Source organism: Erwinia sp. QL-Z3, assembly GCF_004551645.1.
GTDB classification, from domain to species: Bacteria; Pseudomonadota; Gammaproteobacteria; order Enterobacterales; family Enterobacteriaceae; genus Erwinia; species Erwinia billingiae.
Window position 1 is genome coordinate 748,729 of sequence record NZ_CP037950.1, and the last position, 13,746, is coordinate 762,474.

12 protein-coding genes and 1 pseudogene are annotated in these 13,746 nt (G+C 44.0%); 2 read left to right on the forward strand and 11 right to left on the reverse strand.

Features of this window, described 5'->3' with window-relative positions:
- Nucleotides 1-66: 66 nt before the first annotated feature.
- Both E2F51_RS04040 and E2F51_RS04045 read left to right on the forward strand, forming a co-directional pair.
- Nucleotides 67-1,683: an AAA family ATPase gene (locus E2F51_RS04040; RefSeq protein ID WP_134822822.1), complete on the forward strand. Its 1,617-nt coding sequence runs from the start codon at nucleotides 67-69 to the stop codon at nucleotides 1,681-1,683.
- A 1-nt stretch (nucleotide 1,684) separates the two neighbouring features.
- Complete coding sequence (locus E2F51_RS04045; protein WP_134822823.1) at nucleotides 1,685-2,791, forward strand: hypothetical protein; 1,107 nt, start codon at nucleotides 1,685-1,687, stop codon at nucleotides 2,789-2,791.
- A gap of 812 nt (nucleotides 2,792-3,603) precedes the next feature.
- Here E2F51_RS04045 and E2F51_RS04050 read toward each other — a convergent pair.
- The 11 genes and pseudogenes from E2F51_RS04050 to E2F51_RS04100 all read right to left on the reverse strand — a co-directional run.
- Nucleotides 3,604-4,233: pseudogene (locus E2F51_RS04050) on the reverse strand (tyrosine-type recombinase/integrase); the annotation flags it as partial.
- A 932-nt stretch (nucleotides 4,234-5,165) separates the two neighbouring features.
- Nucleotides 5,166-6,188, reverse strand: a complete 1,023-nt coding sequence (locus tag E2F51_RS04055) for a restriction endonuclease (RefSeq protein ID WP_134822824.1) — start codon at nucleotides 6,186-6,188, stop codon at nucleotides 5,166-5,168.
- 260 nt (nucleotides 6,189-6,448) lie between these two features.
- Nucleotides 6,449-7,327: a hypothetical protein gene (locus E2F51_RS04060; protein WP_134822825.1), complete on the reverse strand. Its 879-nt coding sequence runs from the start codon at nucleotides 7,325-7,327 to the stop codon at nucleotides 6,449-6,451.
- A gap of 95 nt (nucleotides 7,328-7,422) precedes the next feature.
- Nucleotides 7,423-8,793, reverse strand: a complete 1,371-nt coding sequence (locus E2F51_RS04065) for a reverse transcriptase domain-containing protein (protein ID WP_134822826.1) — start codon at nucleotides 8,791-8,793, stop codon at nucleotides 7,423-7,425.
- Nucleotides 8,783-9,439, reverse strand: a complete 657-nt coding sequence (locus tag E2F51_RS04070) for an SLATT domain-containing protein (RefSeq protein ID WP_245174175.1) — start codon at nucleotides 9,437-9,439, stop codon at nucleotides 8,783-8,785. The genes E2F51_RS04065 and E2F51_RS04070 overlap by 11 nt, the downstream gene beginning before the upstream one ends.
- 246 nt (nucleotides 9,440-9,685) lie before the next feature.
- Nucleotides 9,686-12,004: a primase-helicase zinc-binding domain-containing protein gene (locus tag E2F51_RS04075; protein WP_134822828.1), complete on the reverse strand. Its 2,319-nt coding sequence runs from the start codon at nucleotides 12,002-12,004 to the stop codon at nucleotides 9,686-9,688.
- A gap of 9 nt (nucleotides 12,005-12,013) precedes the next feature.
- Nucleotides 12,014-12,349, reverse strand: a complete 336-nt coding sequence (locus tag E2F51_RS04080; protein WP_134822829.1) for a DUF5375 family protein — start codon at nucleotides 12,347-12,349, stop codon at nucleotides 12,014-12,016.
- Entirely contained in the window at nucleotides 12,339-12,608 is a 270-nt protein-coding gene (locus E2F51_RS04085; RefSeq protein ID WP_067709579.1) for a hypothetical protein, read from the reverse strand. Before E2F51_RS04085 ends, E2F51_RS04080 begins: the two co-directional genes overlap by 11 nt.
- Nucleotides 12,605-13,132 (reverse strand): host cell division inhibitor Icd-like protein, encoded by a 528-nt coding sequence (locus tag E2F51_RS04090; protein WP_134822830.1) that lies wholly within the window; start codon nucleotides 13,130-13,132, stop codon nucleotides 12,605-12,607. The genes E2F51_RS04085 and E2F51_RS04090 overlap by 4 nt, the downstream gene beginning before the upstream one ends.
- A 13-nt stretch (nucleotides 13,133-13,145) precedes the next feature.
- A complete protein-coding gene (locus E2F51_RS04095) occupies nucleotides 13,146-13,394 on the reverse strand; it encodes a hypothetical protein (RefSeq protein ID WP_134822831.1) in 249 nt (82 codons plus the stop codon).
- Complete coding sequence (locus E2F51_RS04100; RefSeq protein WP_134822832.1) at nucleotides 13,391-13,648, reverse strand: AlpA family transcriptional regulator; 258 nt, start codon at nucleotides 13,646-13,648, stop codon at nucleotides 13,391-13,393. Before E2F51_RS04100 ends, E2F51_RS04095 begins: the two co-directional genes overlap by 4 nt.
- Nucleotides 13,649-13,746 lie beyond the last annotated feature (98 nt).

The window sequence follows — 13,746 nt, forward strand, 5'->3', positions numbered from 1 at the left end:
TTCAACAAATTACACCTAATCAAAAAGTTATTACTTACAGTCAAAAATTATTTATAGGATCAATTTATGCTAAAAGGTCTTGGCGTCAAAAATTTGAGAAGCTTCGAAAACTATGCTTATAGTGAATTAAAACCATTAACAGTTTATTTAGGAAGAAATAGTAGTGGCAAAAGTTCCTTGATACGTCTATTTCCACTTTTGCGTCAATCTGTACAGGAGACAACTACAGGCCCCATACTTTGGTACGGTAGATTTGTTGATTATGGAAATTTTAGCGAAGCTATTTGCAAAAACAGCCAAAATAAAGATGTTATCACTTTAAATTTTAATTTAAATGTTCCACTTGCTGTGGGGTTTGATTATTTTTACAGTACTGGCCAATATCATAAAGGGGATTACTCGCCAGAAGTTTCTGTTGAGTTGAATATAACTGAACATGATAAAAAAACTCTTACAAAGTCAATAAGCTTTGAGATAGATGGTGCAAAAATATTAATTACACCTTCTTTATCTGGTGAAAAAACCTCTGTCGTGGCATCAACAAATACGTACGAATATTCAATTGAAGCGCAACCTTCTTTGCAGAGAGATTTTAAATTTTTTCCTGATCTAATATGGACACCAGACACACAAAAAAAACAAACTAAAGAAATAAGTCTTTGGCCTAAAAATAACTTAGATGATAGATATTTAGATTACAGTAGTCATAGCTCTCAATTGAACAATGTCAGGTATCATAATAAAAAAACTGCAGAAGCAGCTGCACAAGCAATAAAAAAATTCTTCCATTCTTCTACAAGTATATCTACGATTGCAAAAGGTGTTTTAGAAATCTATTGTTTTAGTAGAGAACAAACGAAAAATCAGATTCTTGAAATATTTAAAACACAAAAATATTTCCTTGGTAAAATAAAAGATCCAGAATCAATGGAAAATTTACTAGATGTTTTATTTCCCTATGTTTTGTTAAAAAACTATCAGAGAACGACTAATGTTATAAACCACTCATTAAGAGAATCTTTCTTATCAGTAAAATATTTAGCTCCTATCCGAGCCAATAGTGAGAGATTTTATCGTTTTCAAGATCTGCAAGTTGACGAAATGGATCATACGGGATCTAATGTCGCTATGATTCTTAATGCAATTTCAGACGCTGAAAAAAGCAAGTTCCAAGATTGGACCAAGGAAAACTTTGGTTTTATTGCGCTAGTGACTACTGATGGTTCGCACTATGCAATAAAAATTAAAACTGAAAATGATGTAAATGAGCATAATATTAATGATATGGGTTATGGTTTCTCTCAGGTTTTACCTATTATTATGTCCGTATGGTTAGAAATTCAAGACCGTTCTGAGAGTCGAAAGGAAGTAATATTTGTTATTGAGCAGCCTGAACTTCACCTTCATCCTGCATATCAAAATAAAGTAGCAACTCTTTTTGCAAAAGTTATTAATTCAGTACGTGGCACCAATAAAAACATTAAATTTATTTTTGAAACCCATAGTCAATCAATGATTGATGCTATTGGCGATTGCATTCAGAATAATATAATTAGCAAAAATGAAGTAAACATAATGATTTTTGAAAAAAACAAAGACTCTGGTAGCTCAACCTACACAGCAAACTTTGATAATGAGGGATATTTTATCAATTGGCCTGTCGGTTTCTTTTCTGGAGAATAACATGTTAATTGAATTATTCACTTCCAGAAAAATAGTTCTAGACGACAATAACATTGAAACTTCTATTCAAAATATATTGTGTGCACATCGTGAAAGGAAACATATTGTAATTTCCGAAGAAAGCTTTTTGAAAGAGATGTCTCTCCATAAAAACCTAGGTGCAGTAAACTGCAATACTGCACAAAACATCCTTCAACACATTAAAGAAACAAATCTACTCAAAAATAAAGTTAAATACTTTTGTAAGGTAGACATGTCTTCGTCTGCTAATGGTGTTATTGGATTTAATAAAAAAGACAATTTCTTTACTGTTGGGTACAATTTTTTTAATGACTCTTCAGTTTCTCAGCAAACCAAACTACTATGCGAAAATATAAATGATTATAAATTATACAGAATAATAGGAGAACATTTTAAACACAGCCAAAAGATGCCTGGTATTAATATTAATTTTGATGTAATCAGCGGTGGCGGCGGAGGAACTAAGGCAAATTACGACCATATAAAAAATATGCAAAAACTATGCTTCTGCCTTCTTGATACTGATAAAAAACACCCTCGCTCTAAGTTAGGCTCAACTGCAAGAAAATTTAAAGAGTCTGACAATAGTCCTTTCTGCAAATTCTTTATTATCAGATCTCATGAAGTTGAATCTTTAATACCATTGGAAATAATTGAAGAGGCTATTAAACAAAAAAAATTAGATAGCAAATATCTTGACTCGCATGACCAACTTAAGGCGCTTATTGCTTACTCACCCGAAGTAAAAAAATATTTCGATCACAAACTGGGTATGTCAGTTAATAAAATTAACGAAATAGATGAGATTTACAATGACAGATTTTGGCATGACCCCATAGAAAAAGCTCCTAATTTTAAGCGTAGTAAATGCGTTAGGAAAATGAATTGTTCGTGCAAAGACTCTTGTATTGCAGTGCCTGGATTTAGTGAAAAATTACTACACGCAAGCTCAGAAGTTTTATCAAATTTTGATCTAGCCAAGTTACCAAAAATATTACCGCCATATATGAAAGATGAATGGGATAATATTGGTGAGTTACTTTTTAGTTGGGGCTGCGCTTTATCTAATCGAACTAGGACTTCTTAACAAACTCAAAGGAGCCATATTTTATGGCTCTTTTCAGAAAAAATATTTTAAAATTTATTTTAAATTCTCTTTTTCTTTTTCTTTCTCTTTCTCTTTCTCTTTCTCTTTCTCTTTCTCTTTCTTCTAGCCGGAACGATCTGATTCAAGAGTACAGTTTTCTCATATTTCACCCTTGCCTTATTATTCACTATATCATTATCAATGATATAGTGAATTAAAGCGCGAAAGAAAAAAGTAATCTCATGCTCATAACCCAGTTTTAAGATGACTAGGGGAGAGCTTGATTTTTACAGTATTCGCGAGCATAGATATGATCGTGAAGCGATCTATCAACTTTGTTTTTGATTGAGGAAGATAATATTTTAGATAATAGCCAACACAGAACAACCAGATGTATCGAACTATCTTACTATGCGGGCAACCTGATTTTTTTAATATTTTAATGAACATCTGCAAAAGCAGAAGTAGCTTTTCTTCCTTTGTAAATGCGTCTTTTTTTATCATAGATTGCACCCTTGCAAAATTGAGCGACCACTCCTTGGTTATATATACAATATAACACATTAATTAAATTGCGCAAAATCTGCGCAACTCAATAATCAGTCGGCATTCGTTTCCCTGTCTATTTCTGGCAATTCAGCATTAAGTTTCTAAAACTAATTCCATAGTTCATAGCATTGTATTACCATACAACAAACATCTCTGCTAAGTTTCTGAGCTCTTTTGTCAAAAGTTTATTTTTAGATTCAAGATTACTGACACGCTGCGAGGCAATTCTCAAGTTAGCAGGTCGTTTGACCTCATCAACCCCTGAATTGTTCGAAAGGCAAAGCTAGCCTGTGAACTCTTTTGGCTACAGCTATAGCTCCTGCCATCTCCTGAGCATGATTGTAATCTATCAGCCCATTATGGACAGCATATCGCATTACTGCCGTTGTTCTTTGCTGTAGGCGTGAAGCAACTTCCAATCGCCCGGAATCTTCTAAAGCTTTGATAGGTGCAAGAAGATCTCTGGTCTTAAGCTCAGATATTTTTCTTTTACCAATCGCAGTAAAGAAACCATCTTCCATGCTTTTTAGGACCCTCTCGTTGTGGGAATCTGACCATTTCCTTTTACAGGTATTATGCCAGTCCCTTACAACAACTTCGAATTTCAGGGCTCCGCTCTGCTCAATTTTTTCTGCTTTTTTCTTCTCAGAAGGGTCGATACCATCAGATACCAACTTTTTGGCCTCATCTCGTTTCCTGCGGGCTTCTCCAAGAGAGACCATTGGATAAACACCCAAGGCTAAAACTTTCTGTTTGCCCTCAAAACGGTATTGGAGTCGCCAGTATATTGAACCATTTGGATTGATTAGCAGGTGCATTCCCTGCCAATCAGTGAGTTTGAAGGGTTTGTCGGAGGGTTAGGTTGTTCGAACTTTAATATCATTGAGTGCCATCTGTTGATACCTCCATTGTTGGTATCAAAATCAATCCAACCGAAGATACCACCAGTTATACCATCATTTGTTGGTATATGTGGAGAGATGTGAGTGGACGTCAAGAGATATAGAACAGGGGATAAACAGCGTAACTGCTGGATTTTAGAGACAAAAAAAGACCTCAATTGAGGTCTATTTTCATACACTATGGTGCCGAAGGCCGGACTCAAACAATCATACAAGATCATGGTTTTATTGATTTTTTAATAATGACAATCTAAGAGTGCCCCCATTTGTGCCCCCACAATAATTTGTGGCTCTCACTTCAAAAACAGAGAGTTATGAAATCGCGCAAGAATCATTCATCAATTTTTGATGAAATTCTTCTCTCGGTTTGGTTCCGTGCTGTAGACCCTTACCGGTGCTGCTGACCCTAAAATTTTAGCATTAATTCAGAAAAAAAAGATTTTAAGTAAAAGTGTTCACCCTGTTCACCTTTCAATTTTATTATTTATTATCATGCAGTTAAGTGGTGATCACTTATGTTTGTACTATTCATCACTATTCACCCGAGGGTGAACACTATTCACTTTCAGGCGTAAAAATCCGGTCTGCTCGGCTTGGATTTCAGATAGGTTTCTACGGCACTGAAGCCATTAGCCAGTTTCACGGCTTGGCAAATCGAAGTCATCCTGAAGATTATGGCAGGACGTTACTAATTCACTTATCGCTCATCGTCTAAAATGAAAGGCTGCTATGAGCGATCTACGGACATTACTAACAGCGCTTTGTGTCAATTAACCGGGAGCATGTCACAATGAATTAGATTAAAAAAATGAAAGAACTGATATCATAGTGCAAATGATAATATTAAATATCTCCTCACCTTTTACCGCCATCAAGTAGCTGACATTAAATTCCTAGCGAGTAATCAACCTCAGTACCTGATACTAGTCGCCCATGAATACACCTCTACCTACTCTGCGTAATTCATTTAACCACTTAATAACCTTTTCCCTATTTACTTCTCTAATAGGATATTTTCTTGCTTTACAGATTTCTTGAGCACCAGGAGAAAATGATGATGTGGTTACAATTATTCCACCCTTGGCATTTTCATCAATAACATCTGCCCAGAGAGATTTTACCAACACTTTGTCAATTTTTGATTTTGTTCGTTTGCACTGAATAAGCTGAACGGGAGGTGCGCTGGCATCTGCATCAGGATGCCAAACTCGTACATCAATACCACCATCATTTCTTCCACTTCCTATCTCAACTTTATATCCTTTTCGTTCAAAGTACTCAGCAGTTAGTGCTTCGAACTGTCTCCAATGCATTGAACCGAGTTTTTCAGTATTAATTGATAAATAGTTCAAATATCTTTGATCTATGAACCTTCCGTACATTGCATCTAATGATTCACTCTCAAATAATTCTTTAAGCTCAAGTGGTGATTCCCAATCAAGTACTCTTGCCGAAAGCCAATCCCAAGGGCTAGCTTCTTCACTATCTTTCATTAATTCAACGAGTCTATGTGCAATAATCAACGCTTCACTCCCAAACTGTATTTGGATATTTTCAAAGTATTGGCTTTCATTGAAATCGTTGAATATTGATTGTTTTCCTTTGTCAAAGTGAATCTCTCCAAGATAACATAACACATGTTGGAATAGTTTTCTCTTGTTTGGGTCACTCCTAAACTCCATCTCGAGCAATGTAGGTGCATGACCAATAAAGTCTTGTGATGTCACACCTAGGCGATACAAAAACTTTTGAAAAGTATCTTCAATGTGATTTGTCCTGATTCGACACAACTCCTCTTTCTGACTAGTGAAAACATCAAATAGTGGATCATCTTTGTCTAAAAGTTGAATCATTTCATTGTTATTGAGCGCTAGTCCTGACTTATAACCTATTCTGTCGCTAAAAAATGACCTAAATGATGTGTTTATTGTAATCCATGTGCCCATTAAGCAATCCTCAAAGCATTAAGTTAGTTTCATTTACTTATTTATTTAAAGCTATCCTTAAGTAAGTCTGATGCATTTCAAATGTATACTTCAGACTATTCATTAGTAATATAACAAACTCATTAGAGGTACAACGTTTGCATTAAAAATATTGCAAGGTCCGCATTTGGCACGAACCAGACCTGATTCCCAAGAGCTGCTGAGAGCTAACAGCGAACGAGGCCGTTAATCTGCATCTGTTGTGAGTTATATTAATTGAGTCAAATAAGTAATTTTTTTATATTTAATTTTATTTCTGTTAGTGTAGCCTTAAGTACCTGTAAACAAATCTTAGCTGTATGCTCTCTTGGTGTGAAGCCAGATGACATTTGCTGATAAGGATGAATATAATTACGAAAGTCCCTTAAAGTATGCGAGAACTTATAAGTATCAAGCTGAATGAGTCCTAAATCTTTCGCCGCATCAATAAAGGCCGCGAGATTCCAGTCATGAAAAGGCTGAACTTTACCATCACGATTCTTAGGAGAAGACTTCACCGTATTAAAAGCTCGGGGGTAACTAGAGGCTAATCCAAGAAAAACCCCTTCTAAAGTACTGCCAGCGATTAGTATCGTAGAGAGATAAGCCTTTGAATTATAGGTTTTTTCTATTTCATCGACTCGCTTGTTCAGAACTTCAGTTATATTAAGGTCCAAACCTAAATCAGAGATAGTAAAACCACTAAATTCACGACTCAAAAATTCAGATTCAGATAGGCTGCTGGACTTAACCGTATTCTCTTTTAATTCAACCTTGTGAAGCTTTTTGAAATTTATTTCAGCTTCGTTTCTAACAACTTGCCACTTATCAAAAGATAAGTACTGGTTGAAATCAAAAATATAGCGATCCAACTCATCAATACGACTTATAAAATTGACAGGATTGAAAACCTCTTTAATGCACTGATCAAGCCGTGGAGTTCCATTGATTGTTTCTAAACATTCGTCTGTATACTTCCAACGAGAAGGGAAGCCTTGTCCATATGAATGATTAAAACCTAGTGCATTGAAAAACTTAACCAAATTAGGCCCAGAACGATACTCAGTAACTTCGTTTATCAAATCTCGAAGTTTCTCACTCGTTTTATTATTAATAATCATTCATAATCCTCAAGAACTTGTAACGTGCCTTGGAAAGAGATATGGCATTTTTTATCGCCTCTTACGCTAGCATGTAGAGCGTAGTAATTTGGATCTTATGATATTCCTGATATATCTTCTTCAAGTTCTTTAGCTGACTTTGAAATTACATATTTAAACCGTCTTTCTATTTCACTGTCGTTCATTTTTTTTGTTTTGTCTTTGCCTATCCACATTGAAACCAACTCCCTCTTCTGAGATTTATCAAGATTATCAAAGTTAGGAATGTATTTGAATGTTTCAGCAGTTCCTCGGCGAAGTTCATAGAATGTTTTAATTAAGGATTTTTGTTTTATATCGGATGAAAGCCTGAAGCGCCTAATCAGATTGCTCACGGTATGGTTAACGGAACGAAGTTGAGTCGTTGTGGTTATTTGAGAAAAATATGATACCCATCCAAGGCGTTTTCCTTCAAATACGCACCCCGTGATTCTCAGATTGAGCTTCCACTGGCAATAAGCTATCGCGCGCTCTTTATCTGCTTTACTCTTGGCCTGCACTAATGCGTGTCTGTAAGCGGTGAAAATTTTAGCCAAGGATGCTTCAAATCTGAGAATGCTTTCATGTTTAATGAGCAATTCTCCGTGGCTAATATGATAACCAAGAAAGTCAAAGGATCCACGGAGAGGGCCAACTTTAGACTTTGAGTTCTCTTCATGTAATGGGTGAGGTTTTAGGTTCAGAAGTTCGAGTTTATCAATGACATTAGATGCCATTGATTCAGCTTGTCCATTTTTCGTCAATATTAGAATGTCATCAACGTAGCGCATAAACCAGATATCTGGTATTGCATTCATATCTTTGTCGAAAGTCGATAAGGAAATTTCGGCTAAGATATTTGATATTGCTAACCCTTGAGGAACTCCTTTTGCATTAGATGATGCTCCTTTACTGCCTTTGAATTCGCTTACTGTAGGCACTACCAACGAAGACATTATTAATTTTTTAATCTCATTTTTTCTGACCTTTTTTTTCATCACATCAGCTATCAGCTTATGTTCAATTGAAGGATAGAAAGCCCTGAGGTCTATTTTTGTATATTCTGTGTAAATACCGCTATGCAGTGAAGCCTTCAGTGAATTGATGACAGTGTGTGGAAGCCTTAACCTTGATTCGGGATAGATTTCCGTAAGGCATTCGCAGAGAGCCCTAAGCGTGATCCTGTCTCTGGCAGTTGGTATTGAGATCTGCCTTGGATTTGAGTTGGCTCCCTTTGAGATTAGTTTCTCTTTATAGGCAGTGAACTTATAACCACCAGACAGAACTTTTTCAGAAATGAATTTAACTTCACTTTTAATTCTAGGTTCAAGTTTGGCAGGGCGTACCCGGTCAATACCAATAGCTCCGGATTCTTTTATCCTTTCCTCATATATTTTCAGGAGGTTTCGTTCCGAAAAGGATTTTTTGAATTTTCGGTTAGCTGTCATAGTTTATCCAAAAAATCAGGGGAGGGAGCAAATAGAAGGAGTAAGTGTAAATGAATCGCCTTCCTTTCCAGCATTTAACTGTCTGCTTTTCGTCATCGGTTGGGATTCTCGAACTCAATCCTATTTGGGCAACTCGTGCAGCCTTGTCATCAATTTCAAGATGATTTTCGACCTCATCGAGTAATTCGTGATATTTATCTCGTTGTTCTGGAGTTAAGGGTATACCATCAGTTGTGTTATAGTACAGCCGTTGTAACGACAGATAGTTCCGTCTCATGGCAATCGCTCTTCCGCGAAAATCGAGGTTTGAAACCACAAGAGAAATTCCTAGCAAAGCTACCGAGAGTATTGACGCGATAATATCGGTATTATTTCCTAGGATTTTTGGGAAGCGAATTGATATGACGGAAAGTACCGCGCTAAATATAGCATACCAGACGAGAATAAACTGAGAATGTTTCTCAAGCCACTCTAACCTAAGATGTGCATTAATACGTGCTTTATATGTGAACCAGATATTGTCCCGCATAAAAACTCCATTTAATTTTTTGGGGATGAGGAGGGGGCAGGAGAGATTGGAACCGTTGAACACCCTGCTAAGCAGGATCAGTGAGCTTAAAGCCCAACAGCAAAGGTCGCTGTTCATTATCAGAGCCGCCCTTACATAAGTAAGAGGAAGTACCTGCCCCATCCTTCTGAATTATGTCTAATTTATCAGATTGAAGTCAATCTGATGCTTATGAAATGAATTGATTAATCATCATCCGCTCGATTAGCGAATGCTGAGACGGATTAGATCGACTAGTCAGCATCCAGTTGTACATCAACGAGTGCAAGTCACTTCCGCTTCTGGCACAAACCGGCCGGAACCGGTTTGTGCCAGTCGTCTGTCTTATGCATCGCAGCGCGGCAGCCAGTCTGCCTCGCAGTCTTCGCTCAGCTCCAGGCTGGTCTGGATTCCGTTCTTTGTCTTGCGCTTCAGCAGCTCTATCTCGTACTCCTTCAGCGTCTGCGGCACCGCCTGGCCGAACGCGGTCAGGCTCATGGGATGCTGATGGCCTCTCGCCTCCATGAAGGACAGATAAGCGTGATAGAGGTAGCGACGCGGGTTCATGGGACGGATATTGGCGTTGCCGATAAACAGCCCGGTTGGCGTGCTGAGCGGCGTCAGGTAGCCGCAGAAGTCGACCAGCGGGTCAGCGCTGCGCTTGATTTCCAGCGCTTCTTCTGACGACTGCTGCGCCTGCAGCAGCTCGCGGGCGTCATCAGGGCGGGTGAAGCACTGCATCAGGTGGCGCACGATAACCGCCAGCTCTCCGGCAATCTTTTCCAGCAGCTGCGGGTCACGCTCATTCGCTGGTATCACGTCCGGGAACGGCAGGATTACCCGGCGACGGGATACGCCGCCGCTGCGGTCGCTGAAGCGCATCGGGTTATTGTTCACCGCCAGAATTACCGCCGGGATATGCGTTGAGTAGGCGTCGCGGTACTTCGGGTCAATTGCCACGGCGTCGCCGCCGGTAATCGCCTTGATGCCCGCGCCGTCGCCGCTCCACTTCTCCTGGTCCGGCAGTATAATCAGCGAGTAGCCAACCACGCTTGCACGTTCTCTTGATGATTCCAGCGTGTCGATGGTGGCGGCCGTGGTGTTGTCCTCTCCGGCCAGCAGCCGGGCAATAGACGCCATCACGCTTTTACCGCTGCCGCCGGGGCCGGTGACCTCAAGGAACAGCTGCCAGTCATAGCGGTTTGCCAGCACCATAAATAACGCCGCGAGGATACGCTCCTGCTTCGCATCATTGCGTCCGGCCGCCCGCGTCAGCCACTGCCAGAAGTGCGGGGCATCGTCCGCCAGATTCTCACCCGCCCTGGGCGTGGTGTAGTCCACGCTGTTAACGGTACGGAGCCAGTTCTCTTTTTTATGCGGCCCAAAGGTGCTGGTCGCGGTGTCAAACGCGCCGTTACGAAAACCAATCAGCCGGCGGGCCGGTGCCCCCATCTGTGGCACCATCAGCTTGAGCGTGTCCACGATGCCGCCGATACCGGTTGCCGAGAACGGCGCGCGCACCTTCTGAAACAGCGCGGCGATTTCACGGCTGAGCACGCGGTACGGCAGCACCTGCCACGCGCCGCCCTCGTAGCGGCAGAGGTCTTCACCCACCACCGGCACGGCCAGCGTGTTGAGGTAGTGCGCGGCCAGAAGCTCTGCCTTCTGGCTGGCGCTCATCGCCTTCAGGTCGGCCTCGCTCACCGACTCAAACGGGCTGAGCGCTTCCGGCTGCGTGAACGCGGTCAGCATCGCCTGCGTGGTCATTTCCCCTTCAGCCTGAAACACGTCGTTCCAGTCGCCTGCCACCGGCGGTAATGCGGGCCTGCCGTTGCAGCGTTTTGCCGCCGCTTCGGCGCGCAGCTGGCCGGTCCCGTTCTCGTCGTTATCAGCGGCAATCAGTATCATCGCCTCCGGGTATTCTGCATGCAGGCGCTCAGCAAGCGCGGGCAGGTTGTTGGCGCTCAGCGCAACATACACCGCCTGGCCGGTAAGCCGGTGCACCGTCAGGCCGGTGGCGTACCCCTCGGTCAGCCAGAGGATATCGCCAGGCTCGCCCAGGCGGTGGAAGGCCTCCTTCACCTGTCCGCCCGCCAGCGTGCGTTTGGTGCCGTCAGCGTTAATCAGCTGGGCGTTGACCGCTTCGCCGAAAATGCCGGACAGCGGCACCAGCAGGTCGCCGGGCTGATAGTTGGTGTCGCTGATGCGCTTTGCGGTGGTCAGCGTCAGGGCGCTGACGTCAGCCAGCCCCTTGCCGGTCAGGTAGGCGTTCCCGGCCTGCGCTTTCGCACCGGCAATAAGCCGTGCGGCCTCTTTTGCGGCGTTAAGGCGCGCGCGCGCCTTCTCTTCATCAGTTTTCTCTGTGGATGTCTGCACAAGTTTAACCGGTAGCGTACCCATCAGCCCGGCCACCCGGCAGGCGGCCTCCTTTGTGTTGACGTCCAGCGCCTTTTCAACCAGCGCCAGCCCGTCGCCCGCGCCGCACTGGTTGCAGACCCACGTCCCGCGACCGGCCTGATTATCAAAGCGGAAGCGGTCTTTGCCGCCACAGAGGGGGCACGGCGAGTGCTGACCGGCGGCGTTAATGCTGATGCCCAGCGCGGGCAGCAGCCGGGGCCAGTGACCGGCGGCGGCGCTTACGGTGTCGGTGACGATATGTTTCATGCGGCCTCCTTAATGCAGCGTGGCTTTGGACGCGGCCAGGCGGCCGCACAGCAGTTCATCCATCATGGTTTCACCCATGCGCGTCAGTCGCGGCGCGGCGACCAGCACGTCGGGCTGTACCATTTCGCTGAGCATGGTGCAGGCCATGTCCATACCGTTTTCCGGGCCGTACTTACGGACGTAATAGCCTTCCAGCTCCAGCGCGATGGTCATCTGCACCTCGTCAAGCGAGGCGGAAACGTTGAGGCCGTAGCGTTCACAGGCGCTCAGGTAGCCCTGGGCAACGGCGCGGCGGTAAACGGCGGTGCGAACCTCAACGGGCAGGCAGGAATGATTAGTTGTCACGGGCGGAGACCTCCATATCGGTGAGCATGACGGATTCACAGGTGTTGACCACTTTACCCAGCTGGTCGGTAAGCAGCGCCACCACGGACGCCAGCGCATTGCCATCGGGGCCGCCGTGGCGGTTACCGGAGCATTCGATGATTTCGAGCATATCGAGCACGGTCACGCCGACGCTGTGGGCATGCTGAAGGCGCAGAAAATCGGCGTGGGGAATGGGATAGCTGGCGTGTTGGTTATGTCGGGCTGAAAGGGTATTCATGCGGCCACCTCACAAAGCGGCAGGCGACCGGCAAAGGACAGCACGTAATCGCGGGCCAGCAGGCGACGGGCAGCGGATTCGGTTTCGGCGGTGGTGCGCAGCATGCAGGGACGGGCGGCGGTATCGGCACGGCGAACTGCGGCAAAAAGAAAGGTGAACTGCATGCGTGCAGAAATGAGGGTTGCGGCCATAGTGGCAGACTCCTTTGTTAGCTTGTAAAAGCTACCACCGGAGTTCCTACACTCATGGGTGGCAGCCCGGACGGGGGTAGGAATACCGGCAACAAAGGAAACCGGCCAGCCCGAAGGCTGCCCCGCCCGGGCCACCATTTTTCTGACGGCACAACGGTACAAGAACCGCTGCCCGATAAATGGGTGCACTGAGGCTACGACGTAAAAAAACACGCATGGCGCGTGTAGTGTCGCCTTTGTTTTGCTCGGGTTCCTACACCCGGCTGCCGATTTTGCGGCAGCCGGGAAACTGTATACCGGCGGCTCGCCAGAAAAAAGCCTTTTTTTACACATCGGGCCTTTTTCCTCAGCAATCGGTCAGGACGTGATCGGATTGCGGCGGATTTGATCGGAAGCTCTCGCTTTGCGCGCCTTCACTTCCCTTTGCAGGCTTAGGCTTGTCGGCGAACACGGAAATATGGCCGTGACGGCCGCTGTTAAGCGCGGGCTGCGTGGGCGCTTTGCCACCGGCGGCGGAAAGCAGGCTTTCGGCCACGTACACGGCCTCTTCCTGGCTGAGCGGGAAGCTGCGGGTGCCAAGGTTGAGCTTAATCATGCCGCACCTCCGGCACGCTGCGCGATGCGGGCCTGCATCCAGTCGTCAATCTCTGACGCCAGCCAGGCAACGTTCTTGCCGCCGAGAGAAATCTGTGACGGAAACTGCTCGCGGCAAATCAGGTCGTAAATGGTGGAGCGTGACAGGCCGCAGATGCTGATAACTTCCGGCAGGCGCATAAAGCGGTCGCGGGGGTAGTGCAGGTTGTTCAGGGGCGGCGTTGCCGGAACTGAAACTGAAGCGGTGGAAAGCATGGTGTTACCTCATTCTGAATCCGGGCGGCGCTGGCCGATTCCGGTCGTGGTGTGCTGGTAACCCCCTATTGTGAGAATATTTTTGCCCGTGTAAACAA